The sequence below is a fragment of the Saccharomonospora xinjiangensis XJ-54 genome, from assembly GCF_000258175.1.
Taxonomy (GTDB): domain Bacteria; phylum Actinomycetota; class Actinomycetes; order Mycobacteriales; family Pseudonocardiaceae; genus Saccharomonospora; species Saccharomonospora xinjiangensis.
In genome coordinates this window covers 2,475,326-2,489,081 of the sequence record NZ_JH636049.1, presented here as the reverse complement: position 1 = coordinate 2,489,081, position 13,756 = coordinate 2,475,326, and the positions used below count along the sequence as shown (strand labels likewise).

At 69.5% G+C, this 13,756-nt stretch carries 14 protein-coding genes; 8 read left to right on the top strand and 6 right to left on the bottom strand.

Translation table 11 applies throughout. The annotated features are described in order from the left end of the window. Positions 1 to 142 precede the first annotated feature (142 nt). Entirely contained in the window at positions 143 to 1,405 is a 1,263-nt protein-coding gene (gene purD, locus SACXIDRAFT_RS10935; RefSeq protein ID WP_040922597.1) for a phosphoribosylamine--glycine ligase, read from the bottom strand. Positions 1,406 to 1,536: 131 nt separating this feature from the next. Between purD and SACXIDRAFT_RS10930 the strand changes: the two genes are divergently transcribed. Further along, on the top strand, positions 1,537 to 2,661 hold the full coding sequence (locus tag SACXIDRAFT_RS10930) for a glycerophosphodiester phosphodiesterase (RefSeq protein WP_006238618.1): 1,125 nt from the start codon (positions 1,537 to 1,539) through the stop codon (positions 2,659 to 2,661). Positions 2,662 to 2,858: 197 nt separating this feature from the next. Here SACXIDRAFT_RS10930 and SACXIDRAFT_RS10925 read toward each other — a convergent pair whose 3' ends face one another. Beyond that, on the bottom strand, positions 2,859 to 4,145 hold the full coding sequence (locus tag SACXIDRAFT_RS10925) for an adenylosuccinate synthase (RefSeq protein ID WP_006238617.1): 1,287 nt from the start codon (positions 4,143 to 4,145) through the stop codon (positions 2,859 to 2,861). Between the two features lie 91 nt (positions 4,146 to 4,236). Between SACXIDRAFT_RS10925 and SACXIDRAFT_RS10920 the strand changes: the two genes are divergently transcribed. From SACXIDRAFT_RS10920 to SACXIDRAFT_RS10910, 3 genes are all read left to right on the top strand, one after another. Further along, on the top strand, positions 4,237 to 4,893 hold the full coding sequence (locus SACXIDRAFT_RS10920; RefSeq protein WP_006238616.1) for a hypothetical protein: 657 nt from the start codon (positions 4,237 to 4,239) through the stop codon (positions 4,891 to 4,893). A gap of 142 nt (positions 4,894 to 5,035) precedes the next feature. Continuing rightward, the gene (locus SACXIDRAFT_RS10915; protein WP_006238615.1) at positions 5,036 to 6,301 is read left to right on the top strand and encodes a lipase family protein; all 1,266 of its coding nucleotides are present in this window, start codon (positions 5,036 to 5,038) and stop codon (positions 6,299 to 6,301) included. Positions 6,302 to 6,404: 103 nt separating this feature from the next. Beyond that, entirely contained in the window at positions 6,405 to 7,124 is a 720-nt protein-coding gene (locus tag SACXIDRAFT_RS10910; RefSeq protein WP_408640388.1) for an HNH endonuclease family protein, read from the top strand. 135 nt (positions 7,125 to 7,259) lie between these two features. On the opposite strand, the gene SACXIDRAFT_RS10905 is transcribed toward SACXIDRAFT_RS10910, so the two are convergent. The 3 genes from SACXIDRAFT_RS10905 to SACXIDRAFT_RS10895 all read right to left on the bottom strand — a co-directional run bounded on the left by SACXIDRAFT_RS10905 (position 7,260) and on the right by SACXIDRAFT_RS10895 (position 9,757). Next, positions 7,260 to 7,676 (bottom strand): DUF3151 domain-containing protein, encoded by a 417-nt coding sequence (locus SACXIDRAFT_RS10905; protein WP_040922595.1) that lies wholly within the window; start codon positions 7,674 to 7,676, stop codon positions 7,260 to 7,262. 73 nt (positions 7,677 to 7,749) lie between these two features. Next, positions 7,750 to 8,778 carry a class II fructose-bisphosphate aldolase gene (fbaA, locus tag SACXIDRAFT_RS10900; RefSeq protein WP_006238612.1) on the bottom strand — a complete coding sequence of 343 codons (1,029 nt, stop codon included), beginning with the start codon at positions 8,776 to 8,778 and terminating at the stop codon, positions 7,750 to 7,752. 145 nt (positions 8,779 to 8,923) lie between these two features. Continuing rightward, complete coding sequence (locus tag SACXIDRAFT_RS10895; RefSeq protein ID WP_006238611.1) at positions 8,924 to 9,757, bottom strand: LLM class F420-dependent oxidoreductase; 834 nt, start codon at positions 9,755 to 9,757, stop codon at positions 8,924 to 8,926. Positions 9,758 to 9,908: 151 nt separating this feature from the next. Between SACXIDRAFT_RS10895 and SACXIDRAFT_RS10890 the strand changes: the two genes are divergently transcribed. After that, positions 9,909 to 10,826, top strand: coding sequence for an SDR family oxidoreductase (locus SACXIDRAFT_RS10890; RefSeq protein ID WP_085978657.1), 918 nt, complete (start codon positions 9,909 to 9,911; stop codon positions 10,824 to 10,826). Positions 10,827 to 10,878: 52 nt separating this feature from the next. Here the strand turns inward: SACXIDRAFT_RS10890 and SACXIDRAFT_RS10885 are convergent, their stop codons facing one another. After that, a complete protein-coding gene (locus SACXIDRAFT_RS10885) occupies positions 10,879 to 11,157 on the bottom strand; it encodes a YciI family protein (protein ID WP_006238609.1) in 279 nt (92 codons plus the stop codon). A 135-nt stretch (positions 11,158 to 11,292) separates the two neighbouring features. Between SACXIDRAFT_RS10885 and SACXIDRAFT_RS10880 the strand changes: the two genes are divergently transcribed. The 3 genes from SACXIDRAFT_RS10880 to SACXIDRAFT_RS10870 all read left to right on the top strand — a co-directional run bounded on the left by SACXIDRAFT_RS10880 (position 11,293) and on the right by SACXIDRAFT_RS10870 (position 13,753). Further along, the gene (locus SACXIDRAFT_RS10880; protein ID WP_040922131.1) at positions 11,293 to 11,931 is read left to right on the top strand and encodes an RNA polymerase sigma factor; all 639 of its coding nucleotides are present in this window, start codon (positions 11,293 to 11,295) and stop codon (positions 11,929 to 11,931) included. Between the two features lie 61 nt (positions 11,932 to 11,992). Beyond that, complete coding sequence (gene nagA, locus SACXIDRAFT_RS10875; protein ID WP_040922594.1) at positions 11,993 to 13,156, top strand: N-acetylglucosamine-6-phosphate deacetylase; 1,164 nt, start codon at positions 11,993 to 11,995, stop codon at positions 13,154 to 13,156. Between the two features lie 171 nt (positions 13,157 to 13,327). Then, a complete protein-coding gene (locus tag SACXIDRAFT_RS10870) occupies positions 13,328 to 13,753 on the top strand; it encodes a hypothetical protein (protein WP_040922130.1) in 426 nt (141 codons plus the stop codon). Positions 13,754 to 13,756: the final 3 nt, after the last annotated feature.

Here is a 13,756-nt window from a genome sequence, read left to right as displayed (position 1 = left end):
GCAGGCTATCAATCCGAGTGTGAAAATGGCCGGAAATCGGCAGCGAACGGTACCGCTCGGCTCTGATTTCCCGAACGAGAACGGGGAACGGCGTGACGGAACGACGGGACGGCGGAACGGTGGGACGCGGCCGGAACCGACCTCAGCGTCCGGGCACCGCCAGCTCGCCTCTCGCGGCCCTCGCCGCGATGTCGGATCGATGATGCGCACCGGCGAGGTGAATCCTGCCGACCCGCTCGTACGCCTGCGCGCGCGCCGCCGAGAGATCGGGCCCTGCGCCCACAACGGAGAGAACCCTGCCTCCGCTCGACACCACGGCGCCGTCCTCCCTGCGCCGGGTACCCGCGTGGAGCACCCCTTCGGCCTCGCTTCCGGTGATCACGTCACCTGTGCGCGGCCTTCCCGGATAGCCGTCCGCAGCGACGACCACCGTCACCGCGGCACCGTCGGCCCATTCGAGCGGAGGTTGCTCAGCAAGCGTGCCCGTGGCCGTCGCGTGCAGCAGCCTCGCCAGCGGCGAACGCAGCAGAGCCAGCACGACCTGTGTCTCCGGGTCGCCGAACCGGCAGTTGAACTCGATCACCTGCGGCCCTGACGACGTCAGCGCCAGCCCTGCGTACAGCAGCCCGGAGAACGGCGTACCCCTTCGCGCCAGCTCGTCCACAACGGGGCGCACAACGGTGGCCACCACGTCGTCAACGAAGCCCGGTGGCGCCCACGGCAGCGGCGCGTACGCGCCCATGCCGCCGGTGTTCGGGCCAGCGTCGTTGTCACCGACACGCTTGAAGTCCTGCGCGGGGACCAGCGGCACGACCGTTCGCCCGTCCACAAGGCAGAAAAGCGATGCCTCCGGCCCGTCGAGGAACGACTCCAGCACGACCGGGTGCCCGCCGTCGAGCAGCATCAGCGCGTGCTTGCGGGCCCGATCGAGATCATCGGTGACCACGACGCCCTTGCCAGCGGCGAGTCCGTCGTCCTTCACCACCCACGTCGGGCCGAACCGCGCGAGAGCGGCGTCGAGATGCGCGGGGTTGTCAACCACCTCGCTGCGCGCCGTCGGCACTCCCGCCGCGGCCATGATCTCCTTGGCGAACGACTTCGAGCCCTCGATGCGCGCGGCCTCCGCGCTCGGCCCGAAACAGGGCACCCCGGCGGCCCTCACCGCATCGGCAGCCCCGGCGACCAGCGGCACCTCCGGCCCGATCACCACGAGATCGGCCTTCCACGACACGGCCAGCCCCGCGATGGCCGACGGCTCGGTCAGGTCAACACCGAGCGTCTCCGACACCGAGGCGGTTCCGGCGTTGCCCGGCGCGCAGCCGAGCGCCGTCACCGCCGGGTCGTGGGAGGCGGCGAGTACGAGGGCGTGCTCACGGGCTCCGGAGCCGATAACCAGGACGCGCACGGCCACAGCGTAAGCGGCACGGATCGGGCACCGTTCACCGGTATGACCCCTTGCGGCCCCCCGCCTGTAGTCCCATCGTCGCGACCGGAGATCAGAGTCGGACGACACCGGACAACGGAGAAAGGGTGAAGATGCGGAAGAGACTGGCGCTGCTGGCCTTGAGCGGCCTCGCGGTGCTCGGAATGACGGTCGCCCCCGCTGGTGCGGAGCCCGCAGGTGGGGCGCGCGACCGGCACGGCGACGCGGGCCACTCGGAGAAGTTCGTCGTCGTCGGGCACAGGGGCGCCTCCGGCTACCGGCCTGAACACACGCTGGCCTCGTACGAACTCGCCGCGAGGATGGGTGCCGACTACATCGAACCCGACCTCGTGATCACGAAGGACGGTGTGCTCGTCGCGAGGCACGAGCCTGAGATCGGCGGCACGACCGACGTCGCGCAGCGGCCCGAGTTCGCCGACCGCAAGACCACCAAGACGGTGGACGGGCGGCGCGTCACCGGCTGGTTCGCCGAGGACTTCACGCTCGCCGAACTGAAGACGTTGCGTGCCGTCGAGCGCATCCCGGACCTGCGGCCCGACAACACCATCTACGACGGCCGCTTCGAGGTGCCCACGTTCCAGGAGATCGTGAACCTCTCCAAGCGGCTCTCCCGTGAACTCGGTCGAACCGTCGGCCTCTACATCGAGACCAAGCACCCGACGTACTTCGCCGACCAGGGGCTCGCGCTCGAACCGAGGCTCGTCGAGGCGCTTACCCGCAACGGCCTCAACCGTCCAGGCGCGAAGGTGTACGTGCAGTCGTTCGAGGTGTCGAACCTGAAGGAGCTGGACAAGCGGCTGCGCGTTCCGCTCGTGCAGCTCGTGAGCGGTTCGGGCGCGCCGTACGATTTCGTCCGCTCCGGCGACCCTCGCACCTACGACGACCTCGCGACGCCGGAGGGGCTCGCGGAGATCGCCGGCTACGCCGAAGGACTCGGCCCGGTCAAGGACCGCATCATCCCGAGGAATGCCGACGGCACGCTCGGCGAGCCGACCACGCTGGTTGACGACGCGCACCGTGCCGGTCTCGCCGTGCACCCGTGGACGTTCCGCGCCGAGAACGCCTTCCTGCCCACCGACCTGCGGTCGTCGGACGACCCCGGCGCGTGGGGCGACATCTTCGCCGAGTACGAGGCGTTCCTCGCCACCGGCATCGACGGGGTGTTCGCCGACCACCCCGACATCGCGGTGGAGGCCGCCCGCACGGCAGGCCGCTGAGGTCAGGCACGGCGGGCACAGCGTGGGGCCCACAGCTCGGGTGCGAGGAGTGCGGGCCCGCGTGCAGGAGTGCGGGCCCGCGTGCAGGAGTGCGGGCCCGCGTGCAGGAAGTGCCGACACGCGTGCAGGAAGTGCCGACACGCGTGCATAGCCTGCGGACACGCCGCCCACAGCGCGTGTCCGCAGGTCCGTGCGTGTCAGACGAAGTCGTGACGCACGATCGTCTGCTCGCGGCCGGGACCGACACCGACGGCCGAGATCCGCGCGCCCATCAGCTCCTCAAGCCGCTCGACGTAGGCCCGCGCGTTGGCGGGCAGCTCCTCGAACGACCGGCAGCCGCTGATGTCCTCGTGCCAGCCCGGCAGCTCCTCGTAGATCGCCACCGCGTGGTGGACGCCGGTCTGGGTCATCGGCATATCGTCAACGCGATGGCCGTCAACCTCGTAGGCCACGCACACCGGCACCTTCTCCAGCCCGGAGAGCACGTCGAGCTTGGTGAGGAAGTAGTCGGTGATGCCGTTGACCCTCACGGCGTAGCGGCCGATGACCGCGTCGAACCATCCCGTGCGCCGCGAGCGGCCCGTCGTGACACCGAACTCGCCACCGGCCTTGCGAAGGTTCTCCCCCGCCTCGTCGTGCAGTTCGGTGGGGAACGGTCCCGATCCGACCCTGGTCGTGTACGCCTTGAGGATGCCGAGCACCGTGGTGATGCGGCCAGGCCCGATGCCCGAACCGGCGACCGCGCCACCCGACGTCGGGTTGGACGAGGTGACGAACGGATAGGTGCCATGGTCAACGTCGAGCAGGGTGCCCTGTGAGCCTTCGAGCAGCACGGTCTCGCCGCGCTCCAGAGCCCTGTTGAGTTCCAGCCTTGTGTCGGCGATGCGGTGGGCGAACTTCTCGCCCTGCGCGAGCACGGTATCGGCGACCTCATCCGCGTCGAGCGCCTTGCGGTTGTAGACCTTGACCAGCACCTGGTTCTTGAACTCCAGCGCGGCCTCGACCTTCTGCCGCAGGATCTTCTCGTCGAGCAGGTCCTGCACGCGCACCCCGACCCTGGCGATCTTGTCCTGGTAGCAGGGGCCGATGCCACGTCCGGTGGTGCCGATCTTCTTCTTGCCGAGGTAGCGCTCGGTGACTTTGTCGATGGCCACGTGGTACGGCATGATCAGGTGCGCATCGGCCGAAATCAACAGCTTGGTGGTGTCCACACCACGGGCTTCGAGACCGGCCAGCTCGTCGAGCAGCACGGCCGGGTCGATCACCACACCGTTGCCGATCACGTTCGTGACCGACGGCGTGAGGATCCCCGAGGGGATGAGGTGCAGCGCGAAGTCCTGACCGTCGGGGAGGACGACCGTGTGACCGGCGTTGTTGCCGCCCTGATAGCGGACGACCCACTGAACGCGGTCGCCGAGCAGGTCTGTGGCCTTGCCCTTGCCTTCGTCGCCCCACTGGGCACCGACGAGCACGATGGCCGGCATGTAACACTCCTGGTGATCGGGGTTCTCCGTCGGGCTGGACGGATGACGCGCATCAAGATGCCGGTGCATGAGCCTAACCGAGGAGCGAGGCGTGAGTGGACTGGTGTTGGCTTGCGGAAACGCGGCGGATTCGCTAATGGCGGCCACAGCGGCGGCAAACGGTGTCCGCATCGAGACCGTGCCGTCGCGACCGGGGAAGAAGGACGTCGATCCGCTGCTCGACGACACCGTCGTGGTGGCAGGCACGGACGCGGATCTCGCCGCCGTCGTACTGCGCCTGCTGCGCAAGGATCTGCTGCCGTCCACCGTCGTCGGGTTCGTTCCGACCGAGCGGAGCTCGGCCGTGGCGTCACTGTGGGGGCTGCCCACCGATCCGTCGAAGGCACTCGACCTCGCGCTGACCGGCGCCGACCGACCGGTGCCGCTCGTGCGTGACGACGTCGGCGGCGTCCTCGTGGGCCGTGGTGTGATCGCACCCGTCCGAGGCATCGGCTACTGCGACGACACGGTGGCGCTTCGTGGTGAGGCACGGTCGATCGAGGTGAACGCCGGAGAGGCCGGTCTCGTGGTCACCGTCACCAGGGGACGGTTCCGCCGCACGAGGACGATCTTCGAGGGGCGCGCGTTCCAGCTCGGGTGCGACCCGGTGGTGCCGGTCTCGGACGGCGTGGCCCACTCGCGTTCGATGGAGCGCTGGACCTGGTACCGGCACACGCAGGACCTGCGACTGGTGCGCAGTGGACGGTGAGTTCTTGTCACCGGTGCGGCAAAACCGCGCGACGGCTTCGTAGCAGGTGACGGAATAGCTCGCCGCGACATTGACAACGCTGTGTGCCCCAACAGAATCCGACCGGAAAGACAGCGTTGTCGAAAATTCACAAGGAGCGCACATGCGTCCACCCGGTCGAAGCCGACGTCTGCTTGCCGCGCTCGCCGCGACCGCCACCGCGGTGACGAGTATCACCACGGTGGCCACGAGCCCCACCGCCAACGCCGACCAGGCCACGGTGGACGCCACCGGCGACTTCTACACACCGCCGGCGCCGCTCCCCGCAGGCGAACCCGGTGACCTGATCAGGTACGAGGAGAGCCGCTTCTACCTCGACCCCGTGAAGCTCATCGAACCCCACGCCGACACTTACCGGCTCATGTACCGCAGCAGCGACACCCACGGCGAGGCGAACGCCGTGACCGGAACCCTGCTGGTGCCCGAGGCGGAGTGGCGTGGCGACGGCGCACGTCCGCTGGTGAGCTACGCACCGGGCACGCAGGGCGTCGGCGACGACTGCGCGCCGTCGAAGAAGCTGGCACTCGGGCTCGAGTACGAGGGCCCGTTCATCACCGGCCTGCTCGCGCTCGGCTACGCCGTCGTGGTCACCGACTACGAGGGCCTCGGCACTCCCGGCATGCACACCTACGTCAACAGGGCGTCCGAGGCACACGCGGTGCTGGACGCGGCGAAGGCCGCCCAGCAGTTGCCGGAGGCGGGGCTCTCCCCGGACGGCCCCGTGGTGCTCGCAGGCTACTCGCAGGGCGGTGGAGCATCGGCGGCCGCGGCCGAACTCGTGGACGAGTACGCCCCGGAACTCGACGTCAAGGGCGCCTACGCCGGTGCGCCTCCCGCGAACCTCGCCGAGGTGGCTCCCGTGCTCGACGGCCACTACGCGGCGGGATTCCTCGGGTTCTCGCTGCTCAGCCTCGACGCAGCCTACGAGGAGGTGGACCTCGACGACGTGGTGAACGACAAGGGAAAGCGGCTCATGACCGGGCTCGCCGAGGCGTGCACGGAGGACGCGATCCTGAAGTACGCCTTCCTCCGCACCTCGACACTGACCAAGGACGGAAGGCCGCTGGAGGACTACCTCGGCGAGGAGCCGTACGCCTCGGTGGTGGGGCAGCAGCGGATCGGTGAACGCGCCCCCGACGTCCCCGTGTTCGTGCTGCACAGCAAACTCGACGACATCGTGCCCTACGACCAGGGCAGGCAGATGGCGGTGGACTGGTGTGAGCGGGGCGGCACCGTGCAGTTCACGACGTCGTACGTGCCGTCGCATATCGGCGGGATGCTGCGGGCCTACCCACAGGCGGTCTACTGGCTTTCGGGGATACTCGAAGGCGATCAGCCCCGCAACACGTGCGCGAACCTGATCTCCTGAGCAGCGAAGCGGCTATCGGTCCGGTGCTGGTCTACTCGTGTGACGTCGGCCGAACGTATTGATCTGTTCACCCGAATCGGCCACAGTCGAGGCCGTGCGCACGTTGACTACTCCTCGTACCGGACTGATCGCATTCAGCGTATTCAGCGCTGCCCTGCTCGGCTCCTGCGGTGTCGTGACGCTGGAGGCCGAGGGTGAGGGCGGGAGCGGCCTTGCCTCGTCGCGCTCGGTGTCGTCAGCGACGGCGACGCCGGCCTCCTCCGGGGACTCGGGAGGCACGGGGGATTCCGCCGACGAGGAGACGGCCCGCAAGCAGCTCGCCGAACTCACGGTGGCCGCCGACGGCAGCATGGACGGCTACGACAGGGACCGGTTCCCGCACTGGAGCGAACAGGGCGACAACTGCAACACCCGCGAGGTGGTGCTGAAGCGCGACGGCACCGGCGTCGAGGTGGACGAGAAATGCCGCCCGACGTCGGGGTCGTGGACGAGCCCGTACGACGGGGACACCTGGACCGACCCCTCGGACGTGGACATCGACCACGTCGTCCCACTCGCCGAGGCCTGGCGTTCCGGCGCGGACACCTGGACCGACGAGCGGCGCGAGGAGTTCGCCAACGACCTCGACGGCGTGAACCTCCTCGCCGTCACCGACAACGTCAACCAGGCCAAGGGCGACAAGGCGCCCGAGGAGTGGCAGCCGCCGCTGGAGAGCTACCGGTGCACCTACGCGATCCACTGGATCGACGTCAAGCACACCTGGAAGCTGACCGTGGAGAAGGACGAGAAGGCCACGCTCGAGGAGATGCTCGACCGCTGCTGATCGCGGGCTCCCGCGCCTGAGGTGCGGACACGCGTGCGGGAAGTGCGGACACATGTACCGGAAGTGCGGACACGCGCGGGAAGTGCCAACACCCGTGCAGGGAGTGCGGACACGCCGTCCGCACTCCCTGGATCGTTAGTTCTCCAGGCCCGTCGCCTTCGGGGCCTCGGAGTCGGACTCGGCGAGGAACGTGGAGCACCGCTCGTACTCCTCGGTCTCACCGATGCGCTGGGCGGCCAGGGCGAGCGCCGCGAGCGAGCGAAGGAAACCCTGGTTCGGGCGGTGCGACCACGGCACAGGGCCGAACCCCTTCCAGCCCGCCCTCCTGAGCTGGTCGAGACCCCTGTGGTAGCCGGTGCGCGCGTAGGCGTAGGCCGCCACCACGTTGCCGTCGGACAACGCGCGTTCGGCCAGCGCGGCCCACGCCTCGCTGAAGTCCGGGTATTCGGCCGCGACCTCGGCGGGGTCGGTGGCCGAGTCGAGTGCGGCCTGCGCCTCGGGGCGCTCAGGAAGTCGGGTGGCGTCGGGTTCGAGGAGGTTGCCGTGCGTCATGACGACATTGTGCGCCATGACGCACGGCGCGCCCCACGACGTGGGACCGGCGGAACTCGCTCCGGCGAACGTGTCAGAGCTTGCGGCCTGCTGACTTCAGGTGCTCGGCGGCCTGAGCCACGCGGGCCGCCATCGACTCCTCGGCCTTCTTGAGGTAGCTGCGCGGGTCGTAGGTCTTCTTGTTGCCGACCTCGCCGTCCACCTTGAGCACGCCGTCGTAGTTGGTGAACATGTGCGCCGCCACGGGACGGGTGAAGGCGTACTGGGTGTCGGTGTCCACGTTCATCTTCACGACGCCGTACGACACGGCCTCGTGGATCTCCTCGAGCAGCGAGCCCGACCCGCCGTGGAACACCAGCTCGAACGGCTTCGAGCCCTCGGCGAGGCCGAGCTTCTCCGCCGCGACGGCCTGCCCCCGCCTGAGCACATCGGGGCGCAGCTTCACCGCGCCGGGCTTGTAGGCGCCGTGCACGTTGCCGAACGTCGCGGCCAGCAGGTAGCGGCCCTTCTCACCGGCTCCGAGCGCGTCAACGGTCTTCAGGAAGTCGCCCTCCGCGGTGTAGAGCTTCTCGTTGATCTCGTTGGAGACGCCGTCCTCCTCGCCTCCGACGACGCCGATCTCGACCTCAAGGATGATCTTCGCCTCGGCCGCGCGCTCCAGCAGCTCGGCAGCGATCTTGAGGTTCTCGTCGAGGTCGATGGCCGAGCCGTCCCACATGTGCGACTGGAAGAGCGGGTTCTCACCCCGCTCGACGCGCTCCTTCGAGATCTCGATCAGCGGGTTGACGAACCCGTCGAGCTTGTCCTTCGGGCAGTGGTCGGTGTGCAGCGCGACGTTCACCGGATACTTGTCGGCGACGACGTGCGTGAACTCGGCCAGCGCACGCGCGCCGGTGACCATGTCCTTCACCTTCTGGCCCGATGCGAACTCGGCACCACCGGTGGAGAACTGGATGATCCCGTCGCTCTCCGCCTCCGCGAAGCCCCTCAGCGCGGCGTTGAGCGTCTCGGACGAGGTCACGTTGATCGCCGGGTACGCGAACTCGTTCGCCTTGGCCCGGTCCAGCATCTCGGCGTAGACCTCGGGTGTGGCGATGGGCATCGTTGTCCTCCTCGGGAGCGGGCGCTTGCGCGGACGGTGTCCTGCCCGGGCACCTCCCCGGGCAGGACACCCCTGCCCGCATCCTACGAGCCGTAGCGGCGGCGTGCGGGCGAAGGCGGACCGGGATCACGCCACGTCAACCGCGTCAGGACAGCCCCAGCGCCTCCGCCAGCGCACGGTAGGCGGGCAGCGGGTCGCGCTCGTGCGGCAGCACCTGCACACAGACGTGGTCGGCACCGGCGTCGAGGTGGGCCTTCACACCTTCGGCCACCGTGGCGGCGTCCCCGTGGACGGCGAGTTGGTCGATCAGCGCGTCACTGCCGCCGTCCGCGAGGTCGGCGTCGGTGAAGCCGAGCCTGCGCAGGTTGCTCGCGTAGTTCGCCAGCCCGAGGTAGAAGGACACCATCGGCCGGGCGCTCTCCCTCGCACGCCGGGGGTCCTGGTCGAGCACCACCTTCTGCTCGGGGGCGAGCAGGACGCCGTCCCCGAGAATCTCGCGAGCCCGGCGCGTGTGCTCGGGTGTGGTCAGGTACGGATGCGCGCCCGCCGTGCGCTCGGCAGCGAGGCGCAGCACCTTGGGTCCGAGCGCGGCGAGCGCGAGCGCCTCCCGTGGCACACCTTCGGCGTCGAGGACGTCGAGATAGGAGACGATCTTGTCGTAGGGCTTCTGGTACTCCTGGGTGGCCTCACGATGGCCGACACCGACGCCGAGCAGGAACCGGCCGGGGTGTTTCGCCTCGATGCGGTGGTAGGAGCGAGCGAGCTCCGCAGGGTCGGCCTGCCACATGTTGACGATGCCGGTTGCCACGGCGATGCGGACGGTCGCGTCGAGCAGTGCCTCGACCACTTCGAGGTCGGCGGGCGGTGATCCGCCCAGCCAGACGGCGCCGTAGCCGAGTTTCTCCGCTTCCACCGCGAGGTCGGCGTCGAGCACGGGTTGCATGTGCCAGATGCCGATCGAGCCAAGGTTGACTGTCATGACTTCCGCAACGGCGACCCGAGCATGATCATTCCCGAGAATACCTACCGCCAAGTAGCCTACTTGCAGTAAGTTCCGTGGTGCCCGTCCCGACCGGCAACACTGGAGGCACCCGATGGCGTCATTGTGGGGACTGCCCACCAGATGGACATTGTGGGGACTGCCCACCAGATGGACCACGAGGAACGTCCGCGGCAAGGTCGTGCTCGTCACCGGAGCGGCCAGAGGCATCGGCGCAGGGCTCGCCCAGCGGCTCGCCGCCGACGGCGCGAAGGTCGCGCTGGTGGGCCTCGAAGCAGGAGAACAGCAGGAGGTCGCCGACCGCATTGGGCGCGCGGCCCGGTCGTGGGAAGCCGACGTCACGGACTGGAAAGCCCTGACAGCCGCCGTGGAGGGCGTCGTCGAGCACTTCGGCGGCATCGACGTCGTCATCGCGAACGCGGGCATCGCCACGACGGGTTTCGTGCGATCGGTCGATCCCGAGGCGTTCGAGCGCGTCTTCGAGGTTGACCTGCTCGGCGTCTGGCGCACGTTCCGCGTCACGTTGCCGTACGTCGTCGAGCGCAGGGGCTACCTGCTCGCCATCTCGTCACTCGCCGCCATCACACACGCGCCGGGCATGGCCAACTACGCCGCCGCGAAGGCAGGCGTCGAGGCGTTCTGCAACAGCCTGAGGGCCGAGGTCGCCCACCTCGGCGTCAAGGTCGGAGTCGCACACCCCACCTGGATCAAGACCGACCTCGTGGAGAGCGCGGACGCGCACCCGGTTTTCGGCAAACTGCGCGGCTCCATGCCGGGCCCCATCGGCAGAACCTATCCGCTGTCGTTCGCGCTCGACTGCCTCCAGGCCGGCGTCCGCCGCAGAGCTCGCACGATCCACGTCCCGCGCTGGGTGGGGGCGTTGAAGGTGTTCCGGGCGTTCCTTCCGCCTGTCATCGAACTCGGCTCGCGTTCCCGGGTGCCCTCGGCGGACGAGGCGGCGCTCGCCGACATCGCCGCCCGAGGCGCGAGGGAGTCCGCCGTCACCGGACACGGCGGCAGGGCGGCGACCGAGGTCACGCGCACGTGATGCTCCGGGACGCCGGAACGACCCTGGTGGCCTCGGCGCCACCGAACGACGCTCAGCCCGCGAGCCAGGAACCGAGAACCGGCTTGAACTCCCGCACGGTGCGCTCGGCGATGGCGCCTTCGAGGTGGTACGGGTCTGCGTCGATGATCTCCTGGAGATGGTCGGCGTCGCGCACGCGGTAGATCACCATGCCGCCCTTGTCGCCGTCCACGGGTCCGGCGACGGCCACGGTGCCGTCGGCGACCAGCGAGGAAAGGTACTCCCTGTGCCGGGGTCGCACCTCGGCGAATCGCTCCGGCATATACGTCTGCTCCACCACGAACCAAGCCATGGCCACACGCTACGACCCTGCCCGTGTCGCTGGCATGCCCACCTCGGCAGCCGTGCCTGTATACGTTGGGCACGCGGATCGGTAGCCGATACGCTCTTGCTCAAGGAGCAGTCGTCGAGGATGGGCAGGTTTCGGATGCACGGCAGCACCGAGCCGATGCGCCACCGTGGTGTCGCGCGCGGGGCGGAGCGCGGTGTCGAACGAAGCGTCGAGCACACGCTTTCCCACCTGCGCACGCTTGACGCGCCCGTGCCACAACGCGCGAAGCCGTCAGGACCTCTCACGCTCGAAGACCTCTACCGGCAGCATCGGATGCGCCTCGTCCGCCTCGCGATCCTCCTTGTTGACGAACCGGCGACGGCGGAGGACGTGGTGCAGGAGGCGTTCACCGGTCTGCACCGCAACTGGGGGAAGCTGCGGGACGCCGCCGCCGCGGTGTCGTACCTGCGGACGGCGGTGGTCAACGGCTCGCGCAGTGTGCTGCGGCGGCGCAAGACCGCACGCGACTACGTCCCGCCGCATGTCGTGAACGCGCGGTCGGCCGAGAGCCTCGCGATGCTGTCCACCGAGCATCAGGCCGTGGTCGCCGCACTGTCGAAACTGCCGCCGAGGCAACGCGAGGTTCTCGTTCTGCGCTACTACGGCGGTCTGTCCGAGGCGGAGATCTCGGAAGCCGCGGGCATCTCGCGAGGAACGGTGAAGTCCACGGCGAGCCGTGCGCTGGAAGCACTGCAACGCGCGATGAACGACGGGCACCGCCCGAGAGGGCACTGACGCAAGCAGTGTCACTCCCGGGACGATGGCCCGGCTTGGTCTGGACCAATAAGATGTGATCGTGACGCGCACCGACGACCTCGTCCTGACCGGCGGACGCATCCACTGCCCCGACGGGACACTCGAAACCGGGTGGCTCTCCGTCTCGGGTGAGCGGATCAGCGGAGTCGGCACGGGAACGCCACCGGCAGGCACACACCTCGACCTCGCTGGAGCGCACGTGGTGCCCGGGTTCGTCGATTTGCACTGCCACGGTGGCGGGGGAGGTTCGTTCACCAGCGCCGACGCCGACGAGGCGGCCACGGCGATCGCCACTCACCGCAGGCACGGCACCACCACCCTCATGGCGAGCCTCGTGTCGGCACCGCCTGACGAACTCGCAGGCCAGCTCGCGGCCCTCGCCGAACTGGTCGCCGACGAGGAACTGGCAGGCGTTCATCTCGAAGGCCCCTTCATCGCGCGGGCGCGGTGCGGTGCGCACGACCCCTCGGTTCTGCGCGATCCCGAACCCGGCGTCATCGACGCTCTCCTGGAAGCCGGACGCGGGAACATCCGCATGGTCACGCTCGCACCGGAACTCACCGGCGGCATCAAGGCGGTGCGCCAGCTCGTGGACGCAGGCGTGATCGCGGCGATCGGGCACACGGACGCGGTCGCCGACCAGGTGAGAGCCGCCGTGGACGCGGGTGCCACCGTGGCGACGCATCTGTTCAACGGCATGCGCCCCCTCCACCACAGGGAACCCGGGCCGATCGGAGTCCTGCTCGACGACGAACGAGTCACCGTCGAGCTGATCTGCGATCTCGTGCATGTCCATCCCGATGTACTCAGGCTCGCCGCACGGCACGCGGGCCGGTCGAGGACCGTGCTCGTCACCGACGCGATGTCCGCGACCGACGTCGCCGACGGCAGATACCGGCTCGGCAGCCTCGACGTCGAGGTCTCGGGCGGGGTCGCCACCCTCGCCGACAACGGTTCCCTCGCAGGCAGCACGCTCACCATGGACGCCGCCTTCCGCAATCTCGTCCACGGCGCTGGGCTCGGCATCACCGACGCCGTCGCCGCGACGGCCACCCACCCCGCCCTGCTCCTGGGCATCGACGGCGAGACCGGATCGCTGAGGCAGGGACTCCTGGCCGATGTGGTCGTGCTCGACGACGATCTGCGGGTCACCGGCGTGCTGCGACGAGGCACGTGGGTGGGCGGCGCACCTGTACCGGTCTGAAGCCGGGCGCGGATCAGTGGCGCCTGCGATGGAGGTGACCGGCGCTGCCCTTCTCCCTGCTCGGCTGCCGTGTCCGCCGCTGCCGACACGGCAGCCTCCCGTCTCGGGAGCCGGGGGCGAACGAGACGGGCGCACGGTCGGTGGTGCGTCACGCGACTACGCTGTGCGGCGATGACCGACGACCCGGAGCGCCTGCTCGCGGAGGCGTTGCGTGCGCAGGCGCGGTACGCACCACCGGCGCCACCGGCCCCACCGATGACGCCCACGCAGCCCGTGCCGGCGCCATCCGCGCCACCGCCCGCGCAGCCCATGCCAGCGCCGTCCGCGCCACCGCCCGCGCGGACCGCCGCGCCCACCGACCACCCGACGCCCGTTGCAGGGCTCGCCGGTGGCTACGGGCTGCTCTCCGGCACGGCAGGAGACGAGCCAGGCGGGCGGCTTCCGGCGAACGGCGACGCGGACGTGCGCCCCGCACCGGTCTCCCGTGGGAACCACCGTCGCGAACCCGAACGACTGCCGGCGCGCTGGGTGCTGATCCTCGCGGCCTCGCTCGGTCTCGCCGTGGGCTCGCTGCTCGGCCTCGTCACGGTGCTGTGAGCG

What these genes read in the sequence shown, in the direction of transcription:
- SACXIDRAFT_RS10930 (WP_006238618.1), top strand. Translation starts at nt 1,537, where the DNA reads ATGCGGAAGAGACTGGCGCTGCTGGCCTTGAGCGGCCTCGCGGTGCTC.
- SACXIDRAFT_RS10925 (WP_006238617.1), bottom strand. Translation starts at nt 4,145, where the DNA reads ATGCCGGCCATCGTGCTCGTCGGTGCCCAGTGGGGCGACGAAGGCAAG.
- SACXIDRAFT_RS10915 (WP_006238615.1), top strand. Translation starts at nt 5,036, where the DNA reads ATGCGTCCACCCGGTCGAAGCCGACGTCTGCTTGCCGCGCTCGCCGCG.
- SACXIDRAFT_RS10905 (WP_040922595.1), bottom strand. Translation starts at nt 7,676, where the DNA reads ATGACGCACGGCAACCTCCTCGAACCCGACGCCACCCGACTTCCTGAG.
- fbaA (WP_006238612.1), bottom strand. Translation starts at nt 8,778, where the DNA reads ATGCCCATCGCCACACCCGAGGTCTACGCCGAGATGCTGGACCGGGCC.
- SACXIDRAFT_RS10895 (WP_006238611.1), bottom strand. Translation starts at nt 9,757, where the DNA reads ATGACAGTCAACCTTGGCTCGATCGGCATCTGGCACATGCAACCCGTG.
- SACXIDRAFT_RS10885 (WP_006238609.1), bottom strand. Translation starts at nt 11,157, where the DNA reads ATGGCTTGGTTCGTGGTGGAGCAGACGTATATGCCGGAGCGATTCGCC.
- SACXIDRAFT_RS10880 (WP_040922131.1), top strand. Translation starts at nt 11,293, where the DNA reads ATGCACGGCAGCACCGAGCCGATGCGCCACCGTGGTGTCGCGCGCGGG.
- SACXIDRAFT_RS10870 (WP_040922130.1), top strand. Translation starts at nt 13,328, where the DNA reads ATGACCGACGACCCGGAGCGCCTGCTCGCGGAGGCGTTGCGTGCGCAG.